The sequence below is a fragment of the Halocynthiibacter sp. C4 genome (assembly GCF_028823805.1).
Taxonomy (GTDB): domain Bacteria; phylum Pseudomonadota; class Alphaproteobacteria; order Rhodobacterales; family Rhodobacteraceae; genus Falsihalocynthiibacter; species Falsihalocynthiibacter halioticoli.
The window spans coordinates 183,798-208,340 of record NZ_JAPEIE010000002.1 but is presented as its reverse complement, the minus strand read 5'-3'; the positions used below and the strand labels follow the sequence as shown (position 1 = coordinate 208,340).

At 57.1% G+C, this 24,543-nt stretch carries 26 protein-coding genes; 16 read left to right on the top strand and 10 right to left on the bottom strand.

Annotation, left to right across the window (positions count from 1 at the left end; genetic code table 11):
* Positions 1 to 11 precede the first annotated feature (11 nt).
* The 11 genes from OU789_RS08095 to cysE all read left to right on the top strand — a co-directional run bounded on the left by OU789_RS08095 (position 12) and on the right by cysE (position 9,498).
* Positions 12 to 425: a phage major tail protein, TP901-1 family gene (locus OU789_RS08095; RefSeq protein WP_263952911.1), complete on the top strand. Its 414-nt coding sequence runs from the start codon at positions 12 to 14 to the stop codon at positions 423 to 425.
* 11 nt (positions 426 to 436) lie between these two features.
* Complete coding sequence (locus tag OU789_RS08090; RefSeq protein ID WP_274654904.1) at positions 437 to 754, top strand: gene transfer agent family protein; 318 nt, start codon at positions 437 to 439, stop codon at positions 752 to 754.
* Between the two features lie 26 nt (positions 755 to 780).
* Entirely contained in the window at positions 781 to 960 is a 180-nt protein-coding gene (locus OU789_RS08085) for a rcc01693 family protein (RefSeq protein ID WP_274654903.1), read from the top strand.
* 32 nt (positions 961 to 992) lie between these two features.
* A complete protein-coding gene (locus OU789_RS08080) occupies positions 993 to 1,658 on the top strand; it encodes a phage tail tape measure protein (RefSeq protein ID WP_263952913.1) in 666 nt (221 codons plus the stop codon).
* Positions 1,659 to 1,670: 12 nt separating this feature from the next.
* On the top strand, positions 1,671 to 2,303 hold the full coding sequence (locus OU789_RS08075; RefSeq protein WP_274654899.1) for a DUF2460 domain-containing protein: 633 nt from the start codon (positions 1,671 to 1,673) through the stop codon (positions 2,301 to 2,303).
* On the top strand, positions 2,303 to 3,211 hold the full coding sequence (locus tag OU789_RS08070; RefSeq protein WP_274654897.1) for a DUF2163 domain-containing protein: 909 nt from the start codon (positions 2,303 to 2,305) through the stop codon (positions 3,209 to 3,211). The genes OU789_RS08075 and OU789_RS08070 overlap by 1 nt, the downstream gene beginning before the upstream one ends.
* On the top strand, positions 3,208 to 3,645 hold the full coding sequence (locus OU789_RS08065; RefSeq protein ID WP_274654895.1) for an NlpC/P60 family protein: 438 nt from the start codon (positions 3,208 to 3,210) through the stop codon (positions 3,643 to 3,645). Before OU789_RS08070 ends, OU789_RS08065 begins: the two co-directional genes overlap by 4 nt.
* Positions 3,645 to 7,571, top strand: coding sequence for a baseplate multidomain protein megatron (locus OU789_RS08060; RefSeq protein WP_274654893.1), 3,927 nt, complete (start codon positions 3,645 to 3,647; stop codon positions 7,569 to 7,571). The genes OU789_RS08065 and OU789_RS08060 overlap by 1 nt, the downstream gene beginning before the upstream one ends.
* The gene (locus tag OU789_RS08055; RefSeq protein WP_274654891.1) at positions 7,564 to 8,274 is read left to right on the top strand and encodes a DUF2793 domain-containing protein; all 711 of its coding nucleotides are present in this window, start codon (positions 7,564 to 7,566) and stop codon (positions 8,272 to 8,274) included. The genes OU789_RS08060 and OU789_RS08055 overlap by 8 nt, the downstream gene beginning before the upstream one ends.
* A gap of 3 nt (positions 8,275 to 8,277) precedes the next feature.
* Positions 8,278 to 8,604 (top strand): DUF7742 family protein, encoded by a 327-nt coding sequence (locus tag OU789_RS08050; protein ID WP_274654889.1) that lies wholly within the window; start codon positions 8,278 to 8,280, stop codon positions 8,602 to 8,604.
* Between the two features lie 90 nt (positions 8,605 to 8,694).
* Positions 8,695 to 9,498, top strand: a complete 804-nt coding sequence (gene cysE / locus OU789_RS08045) for a serine O-acetyltransferase (RefSeq protein ID WP_263952920.1) — start codon at positions 8,695 to 8,697, stop codon at positions 9,496 to 9,498.
* Here cysE and OU789_RS08040 read toward each other — a convergent pair.
* The 8 genes from OU789_RS08040 to OU789_RS08005 all read right to left on the bottom strand — a co-directional run bounded on the left by OU789_RS08040 (position 9,485) and on the right by OU789_RS08005 (position 17,382).
* Positions 9,485 to 10,159, bottom strand: coding sequence for a hypothetical protein (locus OU789_RS08040; RefSeq protein ID WP_274654886.1), 675 nt, complete (start codon positions 10,157 to 10,159; stop codon positions 9,485 to 9,487). The two genes, cysE and OU789_RS08040, sit on opposite strands and share 14 nt — an antisense overlap.
* Before the next feature lie 159 nt (positions 10,160 to 10,318).
* Entirely contained in the window at positions 10,319 to 11,617 is a 1,299-nt protein-coding gene (locus tag OU789_RS08035; RefSeq protein ID WP_274654884.1) for a pyruvate dehydrogenase complex dihydrolipoamide acetyltransferase, read from the bottom strand.
* 13 nt (positions 11,618 to 11,630) lie between these two features.
* Positions 11,631 to 13,001: a pyruvate dehydrogenase complex E1 component subunit beta gene (locus tag OU789_RS08030; protein ID WP_274654882.1), complete on the bottom strand. Its 1,371-nt coding sequence runs from the start codon at positions 12,999 to 13,001 to the stop codon at positions 11,631 to 11,633.
* Between the two features lies 1 nt (position 13,002).
* Positions 13,003 to 13,392 carry a VOC family protein gene (locus OU789_RS08025; RefSeq protein WP_274654880.1) on the bottom strand — a complete coding sequence of 130 codons (390 nt, stop codon included), beginning with the start codon at positions 13,390 to 13,392 and terminating at the stop codon, positions 13,003 to 13,005.
* A gap of 3 nt (positions 13,393 to 13,395) precedes the next feature.
* Positions 13,396 to 14,391 carry a pyruvate dehydrogenase (acetyl-transferring) E1 component subunit alpha gene (gene pdhA / locus OU789_RS08020; RefSeq protein WP_274654878.1) on the bottom strand — a complete coding sequence of 332 codons (996 nt, stop codon included), beginning with the start codon at positions 14,389 to 14,391 and terminating at the stop codon, positions 13,396 to 13,398.
* 161 nt (positions 14,392 to 14,552) lie between these two features.
* A complete protein-coding gene (locus OU789_RS08015; protein ID WP_274654876.1) occupies positions 14,553 to 14,855 on the bottom strand; it encodes an FtsB family cell division protein in 303 nt (100 codons plus the stop codon).
* A gap of 177 nt (positions 14,856 to 15,032) precedes the next feature.
* Positions 15,033 to 15,962: a class I fructose-bisphosphate aldolase gene (locus OU789_RS08010; RefSeq protein WP_263952927.1), complete on the bottom strand. Its 930-nt coding sequence runs from the start codon at positions 15,960 to 15,962 to the stop codon at positions 15,033 to 15,035.
* A 241-nt stretch (positions 15,963 to 16,203) separates the two neighbouring features.
* Positions 16,204 to 17,382 carry a phosphoglycerate kinase gene (locus OU789_RS08005; protein ID WP_274654874.1) on the bottom strand — a complete coding sequence of 393 codons (1,179 nt, stop codon included), beginning with the start codon at positions 17,380 to 17,382 and terminating at the stop codon, positions 16,204 to 16,206.
* 129 nt (positions 17,383 to 17,511) lie between these two features.
* Between OU789_RS08005 and OU789_RS08000 the strand changes: the two genes are divergently transcribed.
* The 3 genes from OU789_RS08000 to OU789_RS07990 all read left to right on the top strand — a co-directional run bounded on the left by OU789_RS08000 (position 17,512) and on the right by OU789_RS07990 (position 19,812).
* The gene (locus tag OU789_RS08000) at positions 17,512 to 18,018 is read left to right on the top strand and encodes a peptidylprolyl isomerase (RefSeq protein WP_263952929.1); all 507 of its coding nucleotides are present in this window, start codon (positions 17,512 to 17,514) and stop codon (positions 18,016 to 18,018) included.
* The gene (locus OU789_RS07995) at positions 18,011 to 18,625 is read left to right on the top strand and encodes a peptidylprolyl isomerase (protein WP_274654872.1); all 615 of its coding nucleotides are present in this window, start codon (positions 18,011 to 18,013) and stop codon (positions 18,623 to 18,625) included. Before OU789_RS08000 ends, OU789_RS07995 begins: the two co-directional genes overlap by 8 nt.
* A gap of 203 nt (positions 18,626 to 18,828) precedes the next feature.
* A complete protein-coding gene (locus OU789_RS07990; RefSeq protein WP_274654870.1) occupies positions 18,829 to 19,812 on the top strand; it encodes a DUF3179 domain-containing protein in 984 nt (327 codons plus the stop codon).
* An 84-nt stretch (positions 19,813 to 19,896) separates the two neighbouring features.
* On the opposite strand, the gene tyrS is transcribed toward OU789_RS07990, so the two are convergent.
* Positions 19,897 to 21,150, bottom strand: a complete 1,254-nt coding sequence (tyrS, locus tag OU789_RS07985; protein ID WP_274654868.1) for a tyrosine--tRNA ligase — start codon at positions 21,148 to 21,150, stop codon at positions 19,897 to 19,899.
* 68 nt (positions 21,151 to 21,218) lie between these two features.
* On the opposite strand from tyrS, the gene OU789_RS07980 reads away from it, so the two are divergent.
* Entirely contained in the window at positions 21,219 to 22,343 is a 1,125-nt protein-coding gene (locus tag OU789_RS07980) for an anhydro-N-acetylmuramic acid kinase (RefSeq protein WP_274654866.1), read from the top strand.
* 56 nt (positions 22,344 to 22,399) lie between these two features.
* A complete protein-coding gene (locus OU789_RS07975; RefSeq protein ID WP_274654864.1) occupies positions 22,400 to 23,116 on the top strand; it encodes a hypothetical protein in 717 nt (238 codons plus the stop codon).
* A gap of 92 nt (positions 23,117 to 23,208) precedes the next feature.
* Here OU789_RS07975 and eno read toward each other — a convergent pair whose 3' ends face one another.
* On the bottom strand, positions 23,209 to 24,486 hold the full coding sequence (gene eno / locus OU789_RS07970; protein WP_263952934.1) for a phosphopyruvate hydratase: 1,278 nt from the start codon (positions 24,484 to 24,486) through the stop codon (positions 23,209 to 23,211).
* Between the last annotated feature and the right edge of the window lie 57 nt (positions 24,487 to 24,543).

Sequence of the window (24,543 nt, the reverse complement as noted above, 5' to 3'; positions counted from 1 at the left end):
GAGGATTTCTCATGGGTGCCCAAAACGGCAAAGACCTACTTATCAAGCTCGACATGACCGGTGGCGGGCAGTTTGAAACCATCGCGGGGCTACGCGCAACGCGGATCAGCTTTAACGCGGAAACCGTGGATGTGACTTCGTTGGAAAGCCAGGGCGGGTGGCGCGAGCTTCTTTCGGGCGCAGGTGTGAAATCAGCATCGATTTCTGGCTCCGGTATCTTCAAGGACGAAAGTACGGATGAACGGGCGCGGCAGATCTTCTTTGACGGGGAAACACCCCAGTTTCAGGTGATCATCCCCGATTTCGGCGTTGTTGAAGGCGCGTTTCAGGTGACCTCGATTGAATATGCGGGAAGCCACAACGGCGAGGCGACCTATGAGCTGGCGATGGCCTCTGCGGGCGCATTGCAGTTCACCGCACTTTGAGGGCGCAGAAGATGGCGAACCCATTGGCAGGTGAGGTTGATCTGGTGATCGACGGCGAGCGGCGCAGTCTGAAGCTTACCCTCGGTGCGTTGGCGGAGCTTGAGGCGTGTCTTGAGGCCGGAACGCTCATTGACCTTGTGGAACGGTTTGAGAGCGGAGGATTCTCTACGCGTGATGTCTTGGCGCTGATTGTGGCGGGCTTGCGTGGCGGGGGGTGGCGCGGAACGGGCGCAGATCTGCTTGGGGCCGAGATTGAGGGCGGCCCGATTGAGGCGGCGCGGGTGGCGGCGGTCTTGCTCGCGCGGGCATTTACGGTTCCGAGCGCGTGACTTTGGGGTCGCAGAATGGGCGCAGCATGGACTGGCCTGCGCTGATGCGGGCCGGGATGCGCGGCCTAGGCATGACACCGCGGGATTTCTGGGCGCTCACACCAGCGGAGCTAATGCTGATGCTGGGCAGTGAGGACGCGGCGAAACCGCTTGGCCGAAGCCGGTTGGAAGAGTTGGCGCGGAAGTTCCCTGACACGGTTGGCTAGAAGGCTGAACGAATGTGGAAAAGGAAAATGGAATGACCAAAGATGTTGATGGCATTGGTGAATTTGACGACCGAGTGGAGGCGCTTGAGAACTCGCTGTCGGGCGCAAGCGCTATGTCGGCCACATTCGAGGCGGAACTCTTGCGGATGCGCGAAACGCTGAGTTCGACAGGGCTTGAGGTGTCGAGCCTGTCGAGCGGGATCGGGCGCGGATTGCGCCGCGCCTTTGATGGCTTGGTGTTTGACGGGATGAAGCTCTCGGATGCGCTGAACACCGTAGGGCGGTCGATGATCGATACAGCCTATGCGGCAGCGATCAAGCCCGTGACAAACCAACTTGGAGGGATCATTGCCAGCACGGTGAATGATGCCGTGGGGGGCGTCATGGGCTTTCAAAGCGGAGGCGCGTTTACGCAGGGCAAGGTGATGCCCTTTGCAAAGGGTGGGGTCATTTCAGGGCCGACAAACTTTCCGATGCGTGGAGGTATGGGCCTCATGGGTGAAGCCGGCCCCGAAGCAATTATGCCGCTCGCGCGTGGGGCCGATGGCAGCCTTGGCGTACGCACGCAGGGGGGCGGAAGGCCCGTCAATATCACGATGAACATATCAACGCCTGATGTGCAGGGGTTCAAACGCAGTCAGGGGCAGATTGCGGCGCAGTTGAGCCGTGCGGTCGGGCGCGGTCAACGCAACGCTTAAGGAGGGACGGACATGGGGTTTCACGAGGTAAGATTTCCGGCGACGCTGAGTTTTGGTTCCGTCGGTGGGCCAGAGCGGAAAACGGATGTTGTCACGCTGGCCAATGGGTTTGAGGAGCGTAATACGCCCTGGGCCCATTCTCGTCGCCGCTATGACGCGGGTGTCGGGATGCGCTCGCTGGATGATGTGGAGACGCTGTTAGCGTTTTTTGAAGCACGCCGCGGGCAGCTTTTCGGGTTTCGGTGGAAGGATTGGTCGGATTTCAAATCAGGTAAGGCTTCGGTCGAGCCGGATTACGAGGACCAGCGCATCGGTACAGGGGATGGGGAAACTGCGGTTTGGCAGTTGACCAAGACCTATGCCTCGGGGACGCATGACTATGTGCGGCCAATTCATAAGCCCGTAGAGGGAACCGTTAAGATCGGTGTTCAGGGTGATCCATTGCAGGAGAGCGTGGACTATGACGTAGACCATGCCACAGGGCAGGTGACCTTTAGCCATCCGCCGGACGTAGGCGTTACAATTACCGCTGGGTTCGAGTTTGACGTGCCGGTGCGGTTTGATGCCGATCATATCCACACTTCTGTTGCAAGTTTTCAGGCGGGTGACGTGCCAAACGTGCCGATCGTGGAGGTGCGGGTCTGATGGGGATAGATGCTGATTTTCTGGCGCATTTGAAGAGCGGCTACACGAGCGTATGTCGATGCTGGGCTGTTACGCGCACAGATGGGGTAAGGCTTGGGTTTACAGATCATGACCGAGCGCTTTCGTTTGAGGGGATTGAGTTCGTCGCCGAAACGGGGCTGACGGCGCGGGCTTTGCAGCAAACAACAGGGCTTGCGGTTGATAACAGCGAGGCCGTTGGGGCGCTTTGTAGTGATATGATCCGCGAGGAAGATATTGCTGCGGGGCGGTATGATGGGGCAGAGGTTCTGGCGTGGCTTGTGAACTGGCAGGACGTGAGTCAGCGGCATTTGCAGTTTCGGGGCACCCTTGGCGAGTTAACGCGCGGAGACGGCGCATTTCAGGCGGAACTGCGCGGGTTGACCGAAGCGTTGAACCAACCACAGGGACGGAGCTTTCAGAAGCCGTGCACCGCGGTGCTGGGAGATACGAATTGCAAGTTTTCGCTAAAGAAAACAGGCTTTGCGACAGAGCGAGAGATCGCTGAAGTTCTAGGCAACCGTGTTCTGCGATTTAACGGCATGAAGAGCTTTGATGACCGATGGTTCGAGCGTGGGCGGTTTGAGATCATGAGTGGGGCCGGCGCTGGGCTTGTCGGGATTGTAAAAAATGATCGGCTGACAGATGCACACCGCGAAATCGAACTGTGGGAAGCGCCGCGCCTTGGCCTTGCAGTTGGTGATGTGATCCGGTTTGAGGCCGGCTGTGACAAGCGGGTTGCGACCTGCAAGCACAAGTTCAACAACTACATCAATTTTCAAGGGTTTCCGCATATCCCTGGCGAGGATTGGCTGATGTCTGTACCTCGGCGTGGTGGCCGGAATGACGGCGGAAGCCGCATTTCTGGCTCGGGCGGAGGTGCGGCATGAGGAACGATATCCTGATCTCAGCACGGGCGTGGATTGGTACGCCCTATGTGCATCAAGCCTCTACGAAACATGCGGGTGCGGATTGTCTTGGGCTGCTGCGTGGAGTCTGGCGCGAGGCGCTGGGCGTGGAGCCGGTTGCGGCGCCCAACTATACGCCAGACTGGAGCGAGCCAACGGGTGAGGAAACACTTTGGTCGGCGGCGCGGGCTTATCTGAGGGAGAAGCCGCGCACAGATGCTGCGGCGGGGGATGTGCTGTTGTTTCGAATGCGCGCGGGATCAGTGGCCAAACACCTTGGCATTCAAGGCAAAACAGGTGAGGGCGCGACGTTTGTGCATGCCTACATGGGCCACGGTGTGGTGGAAAGTCCGCTTTCCCTGCCGTGGCAGCGCCGGATTGTGGCGCGGTTCGAATTTCCTGAGGAGGGCAAATAATGGCGACGGTTGTACTTGCTGCTGTTGGATACAGTGTTGGGGCCTCCTTGGGTGGCGCGGCGTTTGGGATTTCGTCGGCCATCATCGGGCGCGCGGTTGGCGCAACTGTGGGTCGAATGATCGACCAACGATTGCTGGGGGGCGGCAGTCAGGCCGTGGAAACGGGCCGCGTGGATCGGTTCCGTTTGACGGGGGCAAGCGAAGGCGCGCCGATTCCGCAAATTTACGGAAGGATGCGAACCGCGGGGCAGGTGATCTGGGCCTCGGAGTTTAGTGAGCGCAAGAAGAAATCCGGTGGTGGCGGGGGCAAAGGCGGCCCAAAGGAGCCGGAGGTCACGAGCTACTCTTACTCGGTGAGTGCAGCGGTCGCGCTCTGCGAGGGTGAGATTTCAGGAATTGGACGTGTCTGGGCAGATGGGGTCGAGATTGCGCGGGATGATCTGAATATGCGGGTCTATTCCGGTAGTCAGGATCAGATGCCGGACCCGAAAATCGAAGCTGTTGAGGGGGCGGGCAATACGCCGGCCTATCGTGGCATCGCCTATGTGGTGTTTGAGAACCTGCAACTGGCGCAGTTTGGCAACCGTTTCCCACAGTTCAACTTCGAGGTTCTACGGCCTGCGCAGGTTGATCTTGAAACTGCGGAAGCCGATCCTGTTACGGCAGTTGAGGGGGTCGCGCTCATTCCTGGAACGGGTGAATATGCACTAGCAACAACGCCGGTGCATTACAGCAGCGGTTTGGGCAAAAACCGTTCCGCCAACGTAAATACACCTTCTGGGAAAACCGATTTTGCGACCTCAATGGAAGCGCTGCGGGATGAAATGCCGAAAGTGAAATCGGTGTCGCTTGTTGTGTCGTGGTTCGGTGACGACTTGCGGATGAACAAATGCGAGATCCAACCGAAGGTCGAACAGAAGATACTGGACGGCACAACGATGCCTTGGCGTGTTTCTGGCGTGACACGGAGTGGTGCGAGAAAGGTTCCGAAGGACGATGGGCGCTCCATTTATGGCGGGACACCGACGGATGCCTCTGTGGTCGAGGCTATTTCCGAGATGAGCGATGGTGGGCAGGACATTGTTTTTTATCCGTTTATCCTGATGGATCAGGAGAGCGGTAATGGGAAGGTCGATCCTTATACTGGCGCAGCGGATCAGCCGAAATTGCCGTGGCGCGGGCGGATTACGCTTTCCGTGGCGCCGGGCCAGAGTGGCAGCCCCGATCAAACTGCGTCAGCCACAAGTGAAGTGGATGCGTTCTTTGGTACAGCGCAAGTGGATGACTTTACGATCAACGGTACCAACGTGAATTATACCGGTCCGTCGGAATGGAGCTACCGTCGGTTCATCCTGCACTATGCGCATTTGTGTAAGGCTGCAGGCGGCGTAGCGGCGTTTTGCATCGGGTCGGAAATGCGTGGGCTGACGCAGGTGCGTGACGCGGCAAACGGCTTTCCGGCGGTTGAGAAACTTCGTCAGTTGGCAGCGGACGTAAGGGCTGTCTTGGGGCCTGAGTGCAAACTTAGTTATGCGGCAGATTGGAGCGAGTATTTCGGCTATCATCCGCAGGACGGATCAGGTGATGTTTACTTCCATCTTGATGCGCTTTGGGCTGATGCGAACATCGATTTCATCGGCATCGATAACTACATGCCGCTGTCGGATTGGCGCGACGGTGCGGATCATCAGGACGCCGGTTGGGGCTCGATTCACAATCTTGAATACCTGATGGCCAATATCGAAGGCGGTGAGGGGTATGACTGGTATTATCATTCCAATGCGGCCGAACGCGCTCAAATCCGAACACCGATTGAGGATGGGGCCCACGGCGAAGATTGGGTTTGGCGATATAAGGATATTCGTGGCTGGTGGCAGAATAGGCACCACAATCGCGTTGGCGGTGAGCGGCAGGCGCAAGCGACCGCTTGGGTGCCCGAAAGCAAGCCGGTGTGGTTTACCGAAATCGGCTGTGCTGCGATTGATAAAGGTACGAACCAGCCCAACAAGTTTCTGGACCCGAAATCGAGCGAAAGCAGCTTGCCAAAATATTCTGACGGGACACGAGATGACCTTATCCAGATGCAGTATTTGCGGGCGCTCTATGCCTATTGGCGGGATCCTGCGAATAATCCGGTGAGTGCCGAAACTGGTGTTCCGATGATTGATATGTCGCGTGCGCATGTTTGGGCGTGGGACGCGCGGCCATTTCCGTATTTTCCGAACAACGGAAATTTGTGGTCAGACGGTGGCAATTACGCGCGAGGTCATTGGCTCAACGGGCGGACGGTTGCACGATCTTTGGCGTCAGTCGTGGGCGAGATTTGTGAGCGTTCCGGTGTTACGGATTATGACACAAGCGCGCTTTATGGCTTTGTGCGCGGCTATCAGGTTGCGGATGTGACCACAGCTCGTTCGGCGTTGCAGCCGTTGATGCTGGCCTATGGGTTTGAAGCGATCGAGCGTGATGGCATGCTTGTTTTCAAGACTCGCGACGGGATTGCAGACGTAGAAATTCTGCCTGATCAGATGGCGGATTTGCCTGACCAGGATGCTGTCTTGCAGCGCATGCGCGCGCCGACAGCGGAAACGGCAGGGCGCATCCGGCTGGCGTTTGTGGAGAGCGACGGAGATTTCGAAGTCCGTGCTGCGGAGGCAATTCATCCGGATGAGGTGACCTTTTCTGTGTCGCAATCCGAGTTGCCTCTGGCGCTTACGAAGGCAGAAGCGAGCACGATTGTGGAACGTTGGCTTGCCGAGAGCCGCGTTGCACGCGATGCGGTTCGGTTTGCGCTGCCGATGTCGGAGTTGGACCTTGGGGCTGGCGATGTTGTTGCCTTGCCTGATGGGGAGGGTGTTGCAAACTATCGTATTGATAACGTGGAGCAATCAGGTGCGCAGATCATCGACGCCGTTCGGGTTGAGAATGCGGTTTACACAGCGAGTGATGCAATCGAAGAGCCGACACCACCGCGCAGTTTCACGCCGCCTGTTCCCGTTTTTGCGCAGTTCCTCGATCTGCCGTTATTGACGGGCGATGAAGCGCCACACGCGCCGCATCTGGCTGTTACGGCGGAACCATGGCCAGGGTCAGTGGCGGTTTATAGTTCGGCGGAGTCCGATGACGCGGGCTATAGGCTCAATACACTGGTGAGCCAGCAGAGCGTGATAGGGCAGACGGAGACACCCATGGTGGCGGCTCTGGCGGGTGTGCCTGATAACGGGGTTGCGCTGCGGGTGAAGCTTGCAACGGGGGAGCTTTCGTCTGCGACTTCGGATGCGGTTCTGAATGGCGTGAACCTTGCCGCGATTGGAGATGGCAACAGCGAGAATTGGGAGTTGTTCCAGTTCACAGAGGCCAGACTTGTGGCGGAAGACACTTATGAGTTGTCGGGGCGGTTGCGCGGCCAGTTTGGGAGCGACGCGATTATGCCTGAGGTCTGGCCTGTTGGGAGCCTGTTCGTGCTTCTCGATGGAACTGCAGAGCAGATATCGCTTGCCACAAATGCAAGGGGGCTCGCGCGGAACTATCGGATTGGGCCAGCAACCCGCGGGTATGATGATCCGAGCTATGAGCATAAGGTTGAGGCTTTTCAAGGGATTGGGTTGCGGCCCTATGCTCCGGTGCACTTAAAGGCGCAGGATGATGCAGGAGATCTGACCCTGAGTTGGATCAGGCGTGCGCGCGTGGAAGCAGACCAATGGAGTGGCTTTGACATCCCACTTGGCGAGGACAGTGAAAGCTATGTCGTTCGCGTACTCGAGGGCGAGGCCTTGCTGCGAGAGGCGACGGTTTCGACCCCAAGTTTCACCTATACAGCCGCGATGCAGGCAAGTGACGGCGGCGTGCCGGACGCATTCGAAGTCGCGCAAATCTCTCAGCGGTTCGGCGCGGGACCATTTAGAAGGAAAATGATCAATGACTAGCACAGCGAATTTTGCCCTGCCTTTGGTGCAACCAAGCCAGGCACAGAAACATGTTACGGTTAACGAAGCGCTGGTGCGGCTCGACGGGCTTTCGCAGCTTGTCTTGGCCTCGGTCGACACGGTGACACCGCCGTTGGCGGCCGATGAGGGCGCTTGTTATGCCGTGCCGACAGGAGCTGTAAATGCTTGGGCCGGACAAGGAGGAAAGGTGGCAATTTTCTCCAATGGAGGCTGGATATTTGTGACACCCAAAACAGGGTGGCGCGGATGGGTCGAAGACATGAGCCGCGCGGTACATTTTGACGGCAGCAACTGGGTTCAGGGCGCTCTTGCACGGAGCCCAAATGGCGCGGCTTCGGGCTTTCATGTGCTTGAAATTGATCACGTTTTGAACGCTGGCGCGACAGTTAGTACCATTCCGTTTATTCCCGCTCATGCGATGGTGTTCGGAGTGTCGGGTGTTGTGACGGATGCGATTACGGGCACGCTGACCGATTGGAGCCTTGGAACGGTGAGTTCTGCTGCGCAATATGGCAGCGGGCTGGGGCTTTCGCAGGGATCCTATGTAAAGGGAACGCTTTCGTATCCCAGCACGGAGTATGCGCCCAGTGGCTTGGTCTTGACGGCAAATGGCGGTGATTTTGCAGGGGGAACGGTGCGGCTGGCCGTGCATTATTACGCGCTAACCATACCGCAGCTTTGATCGATGCGCCCGTTCCTCCATGGTGATATCACGGCGCTCGCGCGAGCGCTTGTTGCTCTGCCGCGAGCGGATTGGCCGCGCCGCGCGGTCGAGATTATGGCACAGGCCGAAGCAGCGGATATTTATCGTATCAGGACGGGGCGGGCGCATCCGCTATGGGGCAATGGCAGCTTGATGGCGGCCGCAAATGCAACCGAGCAATTGCCGGAATCCGGGCTTGAAGACAGGGTTTTCTGCGCTGCTTTGGCTTATGTTTTCGCGATGATTGCCACGCGGAACGGGCAAGAAACAAAGGCAGATCAAGCAAAAGTGAGGCCATTCCGTAACTGAATGGGCGCTATCACAGCTTTGCGATTGTCGGTTTCGACCTATCTACTATAAGGTAGACCTGACAAATTCAAAGCACGACGAGGGCACCCCATGGCCGAAACACATAGCAAAATCCGCGAGCTTGACCCTGTATGGTCGCAGATCTGCACCGAGGCCGAGGAAGCCGTGCGCAAAGAGCCGTTGATGGGTGGTATGCTGCATGGATCGTTGTTGCATCACCCGTCACTTGAGCGGGCGCTGGCCTTCCGCATCTCGCTGAAGCTGGCATCGGCAGAGATGTCGGAGCAGATTTTGCGCGAGATTGCGGATGAGGCCTACGACGATGATCCGTCACTTGCCACGGCGGCGCGTGCGGACCTCGTTGCAGTGAAGGATCGTGATCCGGCTTGTGACAAGTTCATTCAGCCGCTGCTCTATTTCAAAGGGTTTCAGGCGATGCAGGCCTATCGTGTGTCGCATTGGCTTTGGAAAAAGGAGCGCCACGACATGGCGCGGTTCTTCCAAATGCGGACTTCAGAGATGTTTGGCATTGATATCCACCCCGCCGCACGCGTGGGTAAGGGGATCATGATGGATCACGCCCATTCGATCGTGATCGGCTCAACGTCGGTTGTCGGTGATAACGTGTCGATCCTTCAGTCCGTCACACTTGGCGGGACAGGTAAGGAAGACGGTGATCGTCATCCGAAAATCGGAGATGGCGTGTTGATCGGTGCGGGGGCCAAGGTTTTGGGCAACATCAAGGTTGGCCATTGCAGCCGCATTGCCGCAGGCTCCGTCGTGCTTCAAGAGGTGCCGCCTTGCACCACAGTTGCGGGTGTTCCGGCAAAAGTTGTGGGCGAAGCAGGATGCGATCAGCCCGCGCAGAGCATGAATCAGGTTATCGAGAAGTAGCAGCGCCTTCCGAGGGGTGCTGTAAGGCGTTTGCTGCGGTTGATGCGTCCGTGCGTGGTTTCCAAAGCCGTTCGCATCCAAGCAGCAGTGCGCCGCGCAAAAGCGCCATGAAACACGTGAGTTCCAGAAGTTCTTCGAGGAACACACTTTTGATCATGCCGAAGTCACCCTTTTCAAAGACACCTGCAATGCCGAAAATCAGGAACGCCGCATAGAAATGCAGAAGTGTGCGGCTCCGCAGGAGATCTTTGGTTTGCTGCCAGCGGGATTGCGTTGGTCGGAAATAGGCCCAGAGCGTGACAAGCAATAGCCCTACGACCAAAGCGGCAACGACGTATTTAACGCCATCTACCACTTGCGGCTCAAACCCGAAGACTTTGCCAAATGACAACTCGCGAGCCGCGCCTGCGAAGAGGAACGCGGTCATGAAAATGGCATAGGCTTGAATGGCGCGGTAGGGCGCTCCGAAGTTAATCATAGCGCGCAGCAAATAGGTGAGCGCGCCACAGAGAATGACAAATACCTGTGCGTTCTCAAGTACGCCGTTTTCTTTGCTCAGGTTCGCGCCGTTTAAATGCAGAATGATGAAAACCGCAATCGCGCCGAGCATCAAAGCATCGGCGAGCTTATGCGTGAAAAGTCTGGACGTTCTTTTGGGCATCTAGAGTACACCGTCGCTTTCGGGTATCGGAAATCTGGCGGGTAGTCGTAACCCTATTGGATTGCAATAGGTATTTGAAGGGTGCGGCAAGGGCGCGCATAGAAAAACGGCGCAGAATCTCTTCTGCGCCGTAGCATTTCAGGTTTGTCGCGTTGTTGGTTAGGCCAACATCGCTACTGGATTTTCGAGGTTATCGACAATCGCGTTGAGCAGGTTCGCACCAACAGCGCCGTCGATCACGCGGTGGTCGACAGACATCGTTACCGACATCACGGTAGCGACAGCCAGTTCGCCATCTTCGCCGACGACGGGTTGTTTCTTGCCAGCGCCCACGGCGAGAATGCCGGCGTGGGGTGGGTTCACGATGGCGTCGAAATTGTCGATGCCGAACATCCCGAGGTTGGAGATTGCGAAAGAACCACCTTGGTATTCATGCGGCGCGAGTTTGCGGTCGCGGGCGCGGGAGGCGAGGTCTTTCATCTGGGTGGACAGCGCAGAAAGCGATTTCATGTCGGCGTCTTCAAGCACCGGCGTAAACAGCCCGCCTTCGATAGCCACGGCCACGGCCACATCGCTCGACTTCATCTGAAGTACACGATCACCGGCCCAAACAGCGTTGGCTTCTGGCACCTGCTGCAGTGCGTTGGCAACGGCTTTGATGATGAAATCATTCACCGACAGCTTCACGCCACGGCCTTCAAGCTGCTTGTTGAGCTGGCTGCGGAACTTGAGCAGCGCGTCGAGCTTGATATCACGGCGCAGATAGAAATGCGGGATGGTTTGCTTGGCTTCTGCAAGGCGCGCAGCGATGGTTTTGCGCATCCCATCGAGCTTGACCTCTTCAAAGTCGCGGCTCTCGTACATTTTGGCCACGGCATCTGCGCTCGGACCGGATGGCGCTGCGGCGGCTTTGGCGGGTGCCTCGGCTGCTTTTGGTGCGGCTTTCGGTGCTGCGGTTGCGTTTTCAACGTCGGCTTTGACGATGCGACCCTTGGGGCCGGAGCCTTTGATATCAGTGAGGTCGAGACCTTTGTCAGCGGCAATGCGGCGCGCCAACGGCGACGCAAAGATGCGCTCGCCCGATGCGGCCTGTGGTGCAGCAGGCGCGGGCGTTGCAGAAGGTGCCTCAGCAGCGGCGGGGGCTTCTTCTGACTTGGCTTCGGCAGGCGCGGCCGCAGGGGCAGCGCTTGTTTCGCCAATGTCATCAGCACTCTCGCCATCCTCAAGGAACACAGCAATCACGGAGTTTACCGCAACTGCTTCTGTGCCTTCTTCAACGAGGATTTTGCCAACAACACCCTCGTCAACAGCTTCGAACTCCATCGTCGCCTTGTCTGTTTCGATCTCGGCAATCAGATCGCCGGAGCTTACAGTGTCGCCCTCTTTAACGAGCCATTTTGCGAGCGTGCCTTCCTCCATCGTTGGGGAAAGCGCGGGCATGAGAATTTCAATAGGCATATCCGGTATCTCCTTAGCGATAGGTCACTTGCTTGACGGCGGCGATAACTTCGTCGGTCGTGACAAGCGCAAGTTTTTCGAGGTTGGCGGCGTAAGGCATCGGAACGTCTTTGCCGGTGCAGTTCACAACAGGCGCATCAAGGTAATCGAATGCGCGCTCCATGATCGTTGCCGACAGATGGTTGCCGATAGCGCCGACAGGGAAACCTTCTTCGACTGTCACGCAACGGTTTGTTTTCATGACAGATTTCAGGATGGTGTCGTAATCGAGCGGACGCAGAGTCCGTAGATCGATCACCTCGGCAGAGATGCCTTCTTCGGCCAGCTTGTCAGCGGCTTCGAGCGCATATGTCATGCCGATGCCGAAAGACACGATGGTCACGTCAGAGCCTTCGCGCCAGATTTTCGCCTTGCCGAATGGAACGGTGTAATCCTCAAGGACCGGCACGTCGAATGTCTTGCCGTAGAGGATTTCGTTTTCAAGGAAAATCACTGGGTTGTTGTCGCGGATCGCGGTCTTCATCAGACCCTTAGCGTCAGCAGCGGAGTAGGGCATCACGACCTTGAGGCCGGGGATATGCGCATACCATGCGGCGTAACACTGGCTGTGCTGCGCGCCAACGCGGGCAGCGGCACCGTTGGGGCCACGGAAGACCATGGGCGCGCCCATCTGTCCACCGGACATATAGAGCGTTTTACCCGCAGAGTTCAGGATCTGGTCAATCGCCTGCATGGCGAAGTTGAACGTCATGAACTCGACAATCGGACGCAAGCCAGCGAATGACGCACCCGTTGCGATACCGGCAAAACCGTGTTCGGTAATTGGTGTGTCAATCACGCGCTTGGAGCCGAACTCATCGAGCATACCTTGAGAAATCTTATAGGCACCTTGGTACTCGGCCACCTCCTCACCCATGAGGAAAACGGTTTCGTCGCGGCGCATCTCTTCGGCCATTGCGTCCCGCAGGGCTTCGCGCACTGTGGTCGGGCGCATCTCTGTGCCTTCTGGGATTTCCGGCTCATCCGGTACAACGATCTCTACAGGTGCAGCGGCCTGCGCAGGGGCATCTGATGGAGTTTCTGCAGCGGCTTCTTCCGAAGCAGCGGGTGCTGACGACGTTACAGCAGCGTCTGCGTCTTCGCCTTCTTCAAGAAGAACGGCGATGGCTGTGTTTACGGCAACGCCTTCGGAACCTTCTTCAACGAGGATTTTGCCAAGGATACCTTCATCCACAGCTTCAAACTCCATGGTGGCCTTGTCGGTTTCGATCTCGGCCATGACCATGCCAGCCTCGATGGTGTCACCCTCTTTGACGAGCCATTTTGCAAGCGTGCCTTCCTCCATAGTGGGGGAAAGCGCGGGCATAAGAATTTCTGTTGCCATATCAGTTGTCTCCTTCCGCCGGGGTTATCATCCCCACGATGTTTCCTTGCCCATCTTCGACATAGGCTGCCCGGCCAATACCGGGATAATCAGTTGGTGGCAGGGCTTCGTCCCCGCCGTTTTCAAGCGCCCAAGCATAGCTGGCGTCGCAATCCGCAACCTCGAAGGTCATGGTGCCGCCGCGCACAGGCGCGCCTTTTTCTGGCGTGTCGCCCATGCGTGCCATCAGGCCGCCGGTCACACCCTTGTCCATGCCAATATCGGCGCCTTCGATGAGGTGATACCCCATCTCCTCGCCGCCAGGCATGGGCGCGAACGACCAGCCGAAAAGGCCGGTATAGAAGGCTTTTGCCGCCTCTACGTCCGCTGCGTGGATTTCGAAATGCGGCATGCCCTAGGCCTCCGCATAGATATCTGTGTAAAGCTCGTCGAGCGCGGGTTCGGGGCTTTCCTTGGCGAATTCTGCCGCGTCGTTAACGGTGGCTTTGATCTCTTTGTCGATCGCCTTGAGGTCGTCCTCTGTCGCGTGTTTGCCGGTCAACAGCATATCGCGGACCTGCTCGATACAGTCACGCTCTTCGCGCATCTTCTGTACTTCTTCGCGGGTACGGTATTTTGCAGGGTCAGACATAGAGTGACCGCGGTACCGGTATGTTTTCACTTCGAGGATATAGGGGCCTTCGCCGCTGCGACAGTGGGCGATGGCCTTTTCCGCAGCTTCCTTCACCGCAAGAACGTCCATACCGTCCACAGCTTCACCAGGAATAGAGAAGCCTGCGCCACGTGTATAAAGCTCAGGAGAGGAGGAGGCACGCTGAAGGCTTGTGCCCATGGCGTATTGGTTGTTCTCGATCACAAACACAACGGGCAGCTTCCAGAGGCTTGCCATGTTGAATGTTTCGTAAACCTGCCCTTGGTTAGCAGCACCATCGCCAAAATAAGCGAAAGAAACGCGGTCGTTACCGAGGTATTTGTCGGCAAAAGCAAGGCCCGCACCAATCGGAACCTGTGCACCAACGATGCCGTGGCCGCCATAGAAGTTCTTCTCTTTTGAGAACATGTGCATGGAGCCGCCTTTACCTTTGGAATAGCCGCCTTCGCGACCGGTAAGCTCGGCCATCACGCCTTTTGGGTCCATGCCACAGGCCAGCATATGGCCGTGGTCACGATAAGATGTGACGCGCTTGTCGCCGTCTTCGGTGGCGGCCTCGATGCCAACCACAACCGCTTCTTGGCCGATATACAGGTGACAGAAGCCGCCGATCAGGCCCATGCCGTACAGCTGACCGGCCTTTTCTTCGAATCGGCGGATCAGGAGCATTTCCTTGTAGTAGGAAAGCAATTCATCCTTGGAAACGTTTGGTTTCTTTGATGTTTTTTTAGCGGCCATAGGAGGCTCCTCCGTCGCGTAACTTCTTTCGAAATCTCAGATAGTTTAGTATTAAACTATTTGGAAGCGAAAATCTACAGGCGCGACAATCTAAAGTGCCGCAAGGGCAGCTTCGAGTGAAAATCAAGGGAAAGCGCGGCGCGAATTACCGCGCGAGCGGGTTAGCGAACGACGATTTCGTCGCTGCGAATGAGGCCGAGCACAGAGCGGGCCTGTTCATCCAAAAGATCGAGATCAAGATAGCTGTCAGAGAGGCGGCGGGTCTTGTTTTCCATCACCGCAACCTCACGCGAAATCTCGGCAAGCTCCGCCTTGAGCGCTTCGGCTTCAGCGGTGATCTGCACACGGTTGAAAATACCATAGTCACCCTGCACAGCGGCAAAGGTGAAATAGACCGCAAGTCCGGTTGCGCCGATGCTATAGGCCCAGACTCCCAGAAGGGATTTGCGCTTTGGTTGACTCATGCTTGCCTCGTTGTGCCGCCCTCTTTTGGGGTGGTCCCAGCGACTATGCCACATGTGATTCGTCGTGTGAATCCCTTGATTCGACTATTGTGAAGTTTTTTTCACAGCTGAGATGGGGTGTGACGCAAAAGGCCCGCATGGGGTTGCGGGCCTTGAGTTTTTCGAAAGGGTAAGGGGTTATTCCTTGCCCTTATAGATGTTTACGAGCTTGCCGAGCATCGCCAGCGCATCTTCGCGCTCGCGTTGGAAGCTGTTGCGTCCGATGATCGAGCCGTTGCCGCCGCCGTCACGGATTGCGCGGGCGTCATCATAGACACTGTCCGCGCCTTTCTTTGCGCCGCCGGAAAAGACAACGATCCGACGGCCCGCAAAAGCTGCGTCCATACAATTGCTGACGCGCGCGGCTTGAGTTGCGATGTCGATCTTCTCGTCTTCATAGACCTTCTTGGCTTCAGGCAGGGAGAGATGATCTGTCGAGAGTTTGATCTTGATGATATGCGCGCCAAGGAGTGCCGCGATTTGTGCAGCATATGCGGCGATGTCGATCGCAGTTTCGCCGTTCTTGTCCAAAGCTTCGCCGCGTGGATAGGACCAGATAACGGTTGCGATGCCCTTGGACGCCGCTTCTTCGCGCATGGCGGAGATTTCTTCGAACATCTCGAGCCCTGCGGAGGAGCCAGGATAGATCGTGAACCCAATAGCCGACGCACCGATGCGTAGCGCATCATCAACGCTCGCGGTGATCGCTTGGTCTTTGGCGGCCTCAGACGGGATCAGCGAGTTGGCGGAGTTGGCCTTGAGGATTGTCGGGATTTGACCTGCGTAGGTGTCTGCTCCGGCTTCGAGCATGCCAAGCGGCGCGGCAAAGGCGTTGAGCCCCGCATCAATCGCCAGTTGGTAGTGGTAATGCGGGTCATAGGCCGCCGGATTTGGTGCAAAGCTGCGGGCAGGGCCGTGTTCAAAACCTTGGTCAACAGGCAGGATAATCATCTTGCCGGTGCCGCCGAGTTTGCCGTTCATCAGGATGCGGCAGAGGTTTGCCTTAACACCCGGAGTTTCGCCTTCGTAGTTGGCTAGAATTTTTTGAACAATGCGCGTCGCTCTCATGGAATGATCCTCTTGGAGATTACAAATCGGGCCTGAGACTACCCCATACAGGGCTGGAACCGAGTTGCAATGCTGATAGCGTTAACAGGGTGCATGGTTGCGCTAACAGATTATTTTCATTCGCTAAAAATAGAGTTTGAGCGGAATTGTTTCCCTTTTTCAGGAGCGTCAGAGGGCATAGAAAAAGGGTGCGAATACCAATCCGCGCCCTTGCAAAAATCTGGTGGTCGCTTGAGGGCGTTTATCCCTCCAGAGCCGCAACGCCGGGGAGGGTTTTGCCTTCCATCCACTCTAGGAATGCGCCGCCGGCGGTCGAGATATAGGTGAAGTCCTTCGCCGCGTCGGCTTTGTTAAGCGCAGCAACCGTATCACCACCGCCCGCAACCGAGATCAGCTTACCTGCGCGAGAGAGTTCAGCAGCCTGTTTGGCGGCGGCATTGGTGGCCGCGTCGAAGGGCTGGATTTCAAATGCACCGAGCGGGCCGTTCCAGATCAGGGTCTTGCTGTTGGCAAGCGCCTCTGCAATGGTGGCGACTGATTCTGGACCTGCATCCAAAATCATCGCATCCGCAGGGCAGGCATCCGCCGCAACCGTTTCGTTGGCGGCATTGGCGGCAAACTCGCGCGCCACAACCACATCGCTTGGCAGGATCACATTGCAATTTGCCGCTTTCGCTTTGGCGAGGATATCGCGGGCGGTGTCTGTCATCTCGTGTTCGGCAAGGGATTTGCCGACGTCGATGCCTTGGGCCGCAAGGAAGGTGTTGGCCATGCCGCCGCCAATCACAAGGTGATCGACCTTTTCAACGAGGTTGCCCAGCAACTCGAGCTTGGTGGAGACTTTTGCCCCGCCGACAACCGCCATCACAGGGCGTTTTGGTGTGCCGAGCGCGCCTTCGAGCGCGGAAAGCTCCGCCTGCATCAAACGGCCCGCGCAGGCAGGAAGCAAGCGGGCGAGGGCTTCGGTCGAGGCGTGGGCGCGGTGCGCTGCGGAAAAGGCGTCGTTGCAATAGATATCACCCAGCGTTGCCAAGCGGGCGGCAAACTCTGGGGCGTTCTTTTCTTCACCGGGGTTGAAACGCAAGTTCTCAAGCAAGAGCACTTCGCCCTCGGCAAGTGCATCAACGGCTGCACCATAGTTGCCATCCGCGAATTTGACTTCGCAACCAAGCGCCTTTGAAAGTGCGGGCACAACAACGCGCAGGCTCATCTCTGGAACCACTTTACCCTTGGGGCGGCCGAAATGGGCCATCAGGATCGGTTTGCCGCCAGCGGCCAGAATATCGCGCACGGTGGGCAAAATCCGTTGAATTCGCGTGTCGTCGGTCACAACACCGTCAGCCACGGGCACGTTCACGTCTACCCGCGTCAGAACGCGTTTTCCGGCCAATTGCATATCATCGAGGGTTTTCCAGGCCATGAGAGGCTCCTGTTTGTGCTTCGGTTGCCCCTTTCACACAGCAAAGCTCCGCCAAGGTCAACCATTTCCCCTTTTCCTTTGGGCATAGGGCGCATAAGTTCAGGCCGATTGGATAAAAAGGAGGCCAAAATGGCTGATTACAAAGATCCCGAAAACACGCTGCTTCTTGAACTCAAGGACGGCACAGTCGTGATCGAGCTACTTCCGGATGTTGCTCCCAAGCATGTTGAGCGCATCAAGGAGCTTGCTCGTGCTGGCGCATATGACAATGTTGCGTTTCACCGCGTGATTCCGGGCTTCATGGCGCAAACAGGCGACGTGGCCAACGGCAACATGGAAAACAACTTCAACCTGCACCGCGCAGGGACAGGTGGCTCTGACTTGCCTGATCTTCCGGCTGAATTCTCCAAAGTGCCACACAGCCGTGGCTCGCTTGGCGCGGCGCGTTCGCAAAACCCAAACTCCGCAAACAGCCAGTTCTTCATCAACTTTACCGACAACAACTTCCTCAATGGTCAGTACACTGTCTACGGTCAGGTTACGTCGGGCATGGAGCATGTGGACGCGATTCAGGCGGGCGAGCCTCCGGCAAACCCCGATCGCATGATCTCTATGAAGGTGGCCGCAGATGCGTAGCGACACGCTGATCATCTCGGCGCTGTCGATCGTTGGGGCAGGGGTTCTGGGCGGATGGATGTTCATGAACTCCGCCGCACAGGCACAATCCACCCCGATGGAAGACGGCCCTGGCCCGAACCTTGTGATCGAAGTGGGCGGCGAAACCGAAGGGACGATCGTCATTGATCTGCGCCCTGATCTTGCGCCGAACCATGTGGAGCGTTTCACAACGCTGGCCAACGATGGCGCCTATGACAACGTGGTGTTCCACCGCGTGATCGACGGCTTCATGGCGCAGACCGGTGACGTTCAATTCGGTAAAACAGGCGGAGACACCCGCCGCGCCGGTATGGGTGGCAGCGAGCTTCCTGATGTGAAGGCCGAGTTTTCCGATGCGGATTTCCAGCGCGGTATCGTCGGTGTTGCGCGGTCCCAAAATCCGGATTCCGCAAACAGCCAGTTCTTCATCATGTTCGCACCGGCCCCGCATCTGAACGGGCAATATACGGTCGTCGGCCATGTGGTTGAAGGCATGGATGTTGTTGACTCAATCAAGAAGGGCGATGGCCCGAACGGCGCGGTAAGTGATCCTGACTTCATGAAGTCGGTTACAGTCGTCGAATAAGAATACTGGGGCGCAGACGCGGTTTTGCGCCCCATTCCCGCAAATTTCCAAAATTTCTGCTGGATTATGCTGAGTTTTGCGAGGTTTAGGCGCGCTATCCCAGATTAGCCCAAAATTTCATTCGGTTAACAGCCTGTCACTCCTGCGTGACATGGGCTGGTAACTCGGAAAAGAGGCTGCCACCTTACGCTTGGAGGTGGATTATGCCCTTAAGACCCCTGTTGCTTTCACTCACGGCATCCGTGGCGTTGCTAATGCCACAGGTCGCATTGTCGAACCCTGGACTATGGGAACGAGAATGGCCCCAGACGGATTTTACCAACACTTCGGTTTCTGATTGGGGCGAAATCCTCTCTGGCGGGCCGCCCAAAGACGGAATACCGGCTTTGAGCGACCCGCGCTTCCTTAACGCAAGTGACGAGACCCGCATCCATGATCGTGAGCCGGTGATTACGGTTGAGATCAAAGGGCAGGAGCCGCGTGCCTATCCGATCCGTTTTTTGATGTGGCATGAGATCGTAAACGATCAGATCGGCGGAACACCCGTTGCGGTGACGTTTTGTCCGCTCTGTAATTCTGGCCTCGTGTTTGATCGACGTGTGAATGGCGAGCTTCGGACGTTTGGCGTTTCGGGCAAGCTGCGCAATTCCGACATGGTGATGTATGACCGCGAGACCGAAAGCTGGTGGCAACAGGCCGTCGGGCAGGGGATTGTGGGCGCGCATACCGGCGACACGCTGACTCAACTGCCGGCGTGGATGGAAAGCTGGGCCGAGTATACGGCGCGCAATCCCGAGGGGCTGGTGATGGATGAGCCGAACTGGTCTCGGGCCTATGGTCAGAACCCCTATCAGAATTACGACAGCTCGCGACGCCCATTCCTCTATCGCGGTGAAAACCCGCCCCATGACATTCCACCGTTGATGCGTGTTGTTCGGGTTGGTTCGCAGGCATGGCCAATGGAGCGATTGGCAAAAGCGGGCGAGATTATTGAAAACGGTGTGCGCATCAACTGGACCTCTGGCCAAGCGAGTGCTTTGGACAAGGCAAACATTGGCGCGTCAAAGGATGTGGGGACGATCCGCGTTTATGACGCCGAGAGTGGCGCGAATGTGCCGCATGATGTGATGTTTGCTTTCGCGTTTCACGCGTTCTGGCCGGATGGCACATGGATGTTAGGCAAGTGATGCGGGGGCATTAGCTGTGCGCCACCTCAATAAAAAACGCCCGCTCAAAATGGCGGGCGTTTCGTTTTGTTTTTAAGTTATAAATTAGCCGACGAGCGTAACCAATGCGTGGCGTTTTTTACCTGCTGAGAGCTTGAGCGGCTCAGCCAATGCATCGGCGTCGATCATCAAGCCCGGTGTGGTGAGGGATTCGTCATTCACCTTAGCGCCGTTCTCTGCAATGAGCCGTTTTGCCTCTTTGCCAGACTTCACAAGCCCCGATTTCACCAGAAGCTGCACGATGGAAATGCCCTCGCCAAGCTCTTCGGAAGTGAGCGAGAAGGTTGGAAGATCTGCGCCAATCCCGCCTTTTTCAAAGACTTCACGCGCCGTTGCTTCGGCGGCTGCGGCGGCGTCTGCACCGTGGGCCAGCGTTGTGACCTCGTTGGCGAGGCGGATTTTTGCGTCGTTGATTTCGGAGCCTTCAAGCGCGCCGAGGCGCTCGCATTCCTCAATCGGAAGTTCAGTGTAGAGCTTCAGGAAGCGGCCCACGTCAGCGTCGGTCGTGTTGCGCCAGAACTGCCAGAACTCATATGGGCTGCGCATGTCGGGGTTGAGCCAGACCGCACCGTCTTGGGATTTGCCCATCTTCTTGCCATCGCTGGTTGTGAGCAGGGGCGAGGTAAGGCCGAAAATCTGATTGTCGAGCACGCGGCGGGTAAGGTCGATACCATTCACGATATTGCCCCACTGGTCGCTGCCACCCATCTGGAGGAGACATCCGTAGCGGCGATTTAGCTCAAGGAAATCATAGGCTTGCAGGATCATGTAGTTGAACTCAAGGAAGCTCAAAGATTGCTCGCGATCCAGCCGCGATTTCACGCTTTCAAAGGCCAGCATCCGGTTCACAGAGAAGTGGCGGCCAATGTCGCGCAGGAAATCGAGGTAGTTGAGATCATCGAGCCACTCGGCGTTGTTGACCATTTCGGCGTCATTTTTGCCGTCGCCGAAGGTGACATAGGAGGAGAAGACCTGCTTGATACCTTCGATATTCTCGTCAATTTGTTCGGGGCCAAGCAGCGGGCGTTCGTCCGCGCGGAACGAAGGATCGCCCACTTTGGTGGTGCCGCCGCCCATCAGGACAATCGGTTTGTGGCCGGTCTTTTGAAGCCAGCGCAGCATCATGATTTGGATCAGGCTGCCCACATGCAAGGATTTCGCCGTGGCATCAAACCCGATATAGGCCGGTACGATGCCTTCGATCAGCGCCTCGTCGAGCGCTTGATAATCGGTACAGTCGGCCAGAAAGCCGCGTTCGATCATCACACGCATAAACTCTGATTTTGGGTGGTAGGTCATCGTAAATTGGTCCATTCTAACGGTTAACGCCACAGGGTATAATGCGGCGATAGCAAAAGGGAAAGTGGATGTTGAAATCAGGACCGGTCTGGGCGATTGGAACGATGTCGGGCACCTCGCTTGACGGTGTGGATGCGGCAGCGATCCAGACGGACGGCGAGAGAATTTATGAATTCGGCGAAAGCGCCTATCATCCTTATTCCAGCGAAGAGCGAGCCCCGATCGCGGCCGCGCTCGGATTGTGGCCAGGTGATGCGCGGGTTGAAGAAGCCGCAGAAGTCATTGAAACGGTTCACGCGACGCTTTTGAGCCAGTTTGAGCGCCCTGCGTTGATCGGATTCCACGGCCAGACATTGGCCCATGATCCGCGCGGCCGCGGCACCCATCAGGCCGGAAACGGGCGGGTGCTGGCCGAGGTTCTGGATTGCCCCGTTGTTTGGGATTTCCGCAGCACAGATGTTGAAATGGGCGGAGAGGGCGCGCCGCTTGCGCCGTTTTTCCACTTTGCCTGCGCGAAGTTCATGGAGGCCGAGGGGCCGGTTGTGTTCCTCAATCTCGGTGGGGTTGGCAATATGACATGGGTGGACCCAAGCGCTACAACGCCTGACGAAGAGGGCGCATTGCTGGCCTTTGATACAGGGCCAGCCAATGCACCGATTAATGATTTGATGCTATCGCGTCGCGGAGAGTCCATGGACAAAGACGGCGCGCTGGCCGCAGATGGCGATGTGGACGAAGCCTTGGTTGAGCAGTTTCTGGAAGAGCCGTATTTCTATCGTATGCCGCCCAAGTCGCTGGATCGAGACAGTTTTCCGGACATTGCCGATTGGGTTGGGCATATGGAAGATGCCGATGCAGTGGCGACGGTTACCGCGATGGTTGCGGCGAGCGCGGCAAAGGGGCTTGAGCATTGCCCAAGCCCACCCACAGGTGTTTTGGTGTGTGGAGGTGGACGCAAGAACCCGACCTTGATGGCAATGTTGTCGGTTTTGATGGATTGCCCCGTAGCTCCGATCGAGAACGCGGGCTTTGACGGGGATATGCTGGAGGCGCAGGCCTTTGGCTTCCTTGCAGTACGTGTTGCGCGGGGACTGACCACATCCTGCCCTGGAACAACGGGTGTGCGCGCCCCAGTCGGCGGCGGCACAGTCAGCGAGCCAACAGGAGCATTGGCACAGAGCGGTACAAGCTGATAGAAGGCAAGGCGTAATTGAACCAAAAATTGATGTGAAATCATAAAGGATTAGGCATGAGCCGACAAATTTCAACTTTGCTTGCCGGCTGTGCCGGTTTACTTGCACCCGTGGGGGCTATGGCCGCGGATTGGCAATTCGAAGTGACACCATACCTTTGGCTACCGACATTGAGTTCCAATCTTGATATTGGCCCGAACCCGCCAGTGGACGGCTCTGGCTCGTTTCTTGATATTCTCGACGGTGCCTTCATGATTACGGGTGAAGCGCGCAAGGATGAGTGGTCCTTGGTTGGCGATTTTATCTACCTCGACATGTCGAATGACGTCGCAAAAACAAGCTTTGGGGCGCTTGCCGAATGGGGCCTAGGCGGCACCATGACAACGGTTGGCGCGGGGTATGCCTTCTATAATTCACCAGCGCTGCGGCTTGAAGCGATGGGCGCATTGCGATTTTGGGATGTGAAGCTAGAGACGCGCGTCTTAAGATTCCGTGCTGAGGCAAACCGCGAATGGGTCGATCCGCTCGTTGGGTTACGGTTCGAAGCGCCTATCGGAGACAATTTCGAAGTGTCCGGCATGGCGAATGTCGGTGGGTTTGGCGGAACAACCGAAAAGCAGTGGGAAGCCCTCGCGCAGATCGATTGGAATATCACAGACCATCTGTCGCTCGCTGCGGGGTATCGTCACCTCTTCGTCGATCTGGACGACAAGGGCCTCGTGATGGATCTGACCTTGAGCGGCCCCTATGCAGCGCTTGGATTCAACTTTTAGGCAGCAGTAGTTTACTACGCCAACAAGCTGTTATTAAAAGGAAAAGCCCCCGCGAGAGCGAGGGCTTTACTGTTTTGGGATGATCTATTCGATCAGTTTTTCAGGATCGATTTGCCTGCGTAAACGGCGCTCTCGCCGAGCACTTCTTCGATGCGGATCAGCTGGTTGTATTTCGCCAGACGGTCCGAACGAGAGAGCGAGCCTGTTTTGATTTGGCCGCAGTTTGTGGCGACGGCGAGGTCTGCGATTGTGGAGTCCTCTGTTTCGCCGGAGCGGTGGGACATCACGTTCGTCATGCGCGCGCGGTGGGCCATATCAACGGCCTTGAGCGTTTCGGAGAGTGTGCCGATCTGGTTCACTTTCACGAGCATGGAGTTGGCGGAGCCTTTCTCGATGCCCATCGCAAGGCGGGTAGGGTTGGTCACGAAGAGATCGTCGCCCACAAGCTGTACGGAATCGCCGAGTGTTTCGTTCAGCAGCTTCCAGCCGTCCCAGTCATCCTCGTCGCAGCCATCTTCGATCGAGATGATCGGGTAGTCGTTGCAGAGTGCTGCGAGGTAAGCGACGTTTTCTGCGGATGTGAGCGATTTGCCTTCGCCTTTCATCTCGTATTTGCCATCCTTGTAGTACTCGGAAGCCGCGCAATCGAGCGCGAGGTAGATATCCTGACCCGGAACATATCCAGCCTTTTCAATCGCTTTCAGCACGAAATCCAGCGCATCACGGGTCGAGGAGAGGTTTGGCGCAAAGCCGCCTTCATCGCCGATACCGGTGTTGTGGCCCGCAGCGGAGAGCTCTTTCTTGAGTGTGTGGAACACTTCGGCGCCCATGCGGATCGCTTCGCGAATGTTCGCGGCGGAAACCGGCATGATCATGAATTCTTGGATATCGATCGGGTTATCGGCATGCTCGCCGCCGTTGATGATGTTCATCATCGGAACAGGCAGAACTTTTGCGGATGTACCACCGACATAACGGAAGAGCGGCTGGCCAGTTGCGTCGGCAGCAGCTTTGGCCACGGCGAGTGAAACGCCAAGGATTGCGTTTGCGCCGAGGCGGCCTTTGTTCGGGGTGCCGTCAAGTTCGATCATCGCGGCGTCGATGGCTTCTTGCTCTGTTGCGTCCCAACCGACGAGGGCTTCGGCAATCTCGCCATTCACTGCGGCCACAGCGTTTTGTACGCCTTTGCCGAGGTAGCGGGATTTGTCTCCGTCGCGCATTTCAACGGCTTCGTATGCGCCGGTTGATGCGCCCGAAGGTACGGCAGCGCGGCCCATGGAGCCATCCTCTAGCGTCACATCGACTTCGACGGTCGGGTTGCCGCGGCTGTCGAGAATCTCGCGGGCGAAAATGTCGATGATTGTGGTCATGTTGGTCGTCCTTTTGAACAAATATCTAAGAGGGGCCGAGGGCCTTTTACGCAGGCG

What these genes read in the sequence shown, in the direction of transcription:
- OU789_RS08095 (WP_263952911.1), top strand. Translation starts at nt 12, where the DNA reads ATGGGTGCCCAAAACGGCAAAGACCTACTTATCAAGCTCGACATGACC.
- OU789_RS08090 (WP_274654904.1), top strand. Translation starts at nt 437, where the DNA reads ATGGCGAACCCATTGGCAGGTGAGGTTGATCTGGTGATCGACGGCGAG.
- OU789_RS08085 (WP_274654903.1), top strand. Translation starts at nt 781, where the DNA reads ATGGACTGGCCTGCGCTGATGCGGGCCGGGATGCGCGGCCTAGGCATG.
- OU789_RS08080 (WP_263952913.1), top strand. Translation starts at nt 993, where the DNA reads ATGACCAAAGATGTTGATGGCATTGGTGAATTTGACGACCGAGTGGAG.
- OU789_RS08075 (WP_274654899.1), top strand. Translation starts at nt 1,671, where the DNA reads ATGGGGTTTCACGAGGTAAGATTTCCGGCGACGCTGAGTTTTGGTTCC.
- OU789_RS08070 (WP_274654897.1), top strand. Translation starts at nt 2,303, where the DNA reads ATGGGGATAGATGCTGATTTTCTGGCGCATTTGAAGAGCGGCTACACG.
- OU789_RS08065 (WP_274654895.1), top strand. Translation starts at nt 3,208, where the DNA reads ATGAGGAACGATATCCTGATCTCAGCACGGGCGTGGATTGGTACGCCC.
- OU789_RS08060 (WP_274654893.1), top strand. Translation starts at nt 3,645, where the DNA reads ATGGCGACGGTTGTACTTGCTGCTGTTGGATACAGTGTTGGGGCCTCC.
- OU789_RS08055 (WP_274654891.1), top strand. Translation starts at nt 7,564, where the DNA reads ATGACTAGCACAGCGAATTTTGCCCTGCCTTTGGTGCAACCAAGCCAG.
- OU789_RS08050 (WP_274654889.1), top strand. Translation starts at nt 8,278, where the DNA reads ATGCGCCCGTTCCTCCATGGTGATATCACGGCGCTCGCGCGAGCGCTT.
- cysE (WP_263952920.1), top strand. Translation starts at nt 8,695, where the DNA reads ATGGCCGAAACACATAGCAAAATCCGCGAGCTTGACCCTGTATGGTCG.
- OU789_RS08040 (WP_274654886.1), bottom strand. Translation starts at nt 10,159, where the DNA reads ATGCCCAAAAGAACGTCCAGACTTTTCACGCATAAGCTCGCCGATGCT.
- OU789_RS08035 (WP_274654884.1), bottom strand. Translation starts at nt 11,617, where the DNA reads ATGCCTATTGAAATTCTCATGCCCGCGCTTTCCCCAACGATGGAGGAA.
- OU789_RS08030 (WP_274654882.1), bottom strand. Translation starts at nt 13,001, where the DNA reads ATGGCAACAGAAATTCTTATGCCCGCGCTTTCCCCCACTATGGAGGAA.
- OU789_RS08025 (WP_274654880.1), bottom strand. Translation starts at nt 13,392, where the DNA reads ATGCCGCATTTCGAAATCCACGCAGCGGACGTAGAGGCGGCAAAAGCC.
- pdhA (WP_274654878.1), bottom strand. Translation starts at nt 14,391, where the DNA reads ATGGCCGCTAAAAAAACATCAAAGAAACCAAACGTTTCCAAGGATGAA.
- OU789_RS08015 (WP_274654876.1), bottom strand. Translation starts at nt 14,855, where the DNA reads ATGAGTCAACCAAAGCGCAAATCCCTTCTGGGAGTCTGGGCCTATAGC.
- OU789_RS08010 (WP_263952927.1), bottom strand. Translation starts at nt 15,962, where the DNA reads ATGAGAGCGACGCGCATTGTTCAAAAAATTCTAGCCAACTACGAAGGC.
- OU789_RS08005 (WP_274654874.1), bottom strand. Translation starts at nt 17,382, where the DNA reads ATGGCCTGGAAAACCCTCGATGATATGCAATTGGCCGGAAAACGCGTT.
- OU789_RS08000 (WP_263952929.1), top strand. Translation starts at nt 17,512, where the DNA reads ATGGCTGATTACAAAGATCCCGAAAACACGCTGCTTCTTGAACTCAAG.
- OU789_RS07995 (WP_274654872.1), top strand. Translation starts at nt 18,011, where the DNA reads ATGCGTAGCGACACGCTGATCATCTCGGCGCTGTCGATCGTTGGGGCA.
- OU789_RS07990 (WP_274654870.1), top strand. Translation starts at nt 18,829, where the DNA reads ATGCCCTTAAGACCCCTGTTGCTTTCACTCACGGCATCCGTGGCGTTG.
- tyrS (WP_274654868.1), bottom strand. Translation starts at nt 21,150, where the DNA reads ATGACCTACCACCCAAAATCAGAGTTTATGCGTGTGATGATCGAACGC.
- OU789_RS07980 (WP_274654866.1), top strand. Translation starts at nt 21,219, where the DNA reads ATGTTGAAATCAGGACCGGTCTGGGCGATTGGAACGATGTCGGGCACC.
- OU789_RS07975 (WP_274654864.1), top strand. Translation starts at nt 22,400, where the DNA reads ATGAGCCGACAAATTTCAACTTTGCTTGCCGGCTGTGCCGGTTTACTT.
- eno (WP_263952934.1), bottom strand. Translation starts at nt 24,486, where the DNA reads ATGACCACAATCATCGACATTTTCGCCCGCGAGATTCTCGACAGCCGC.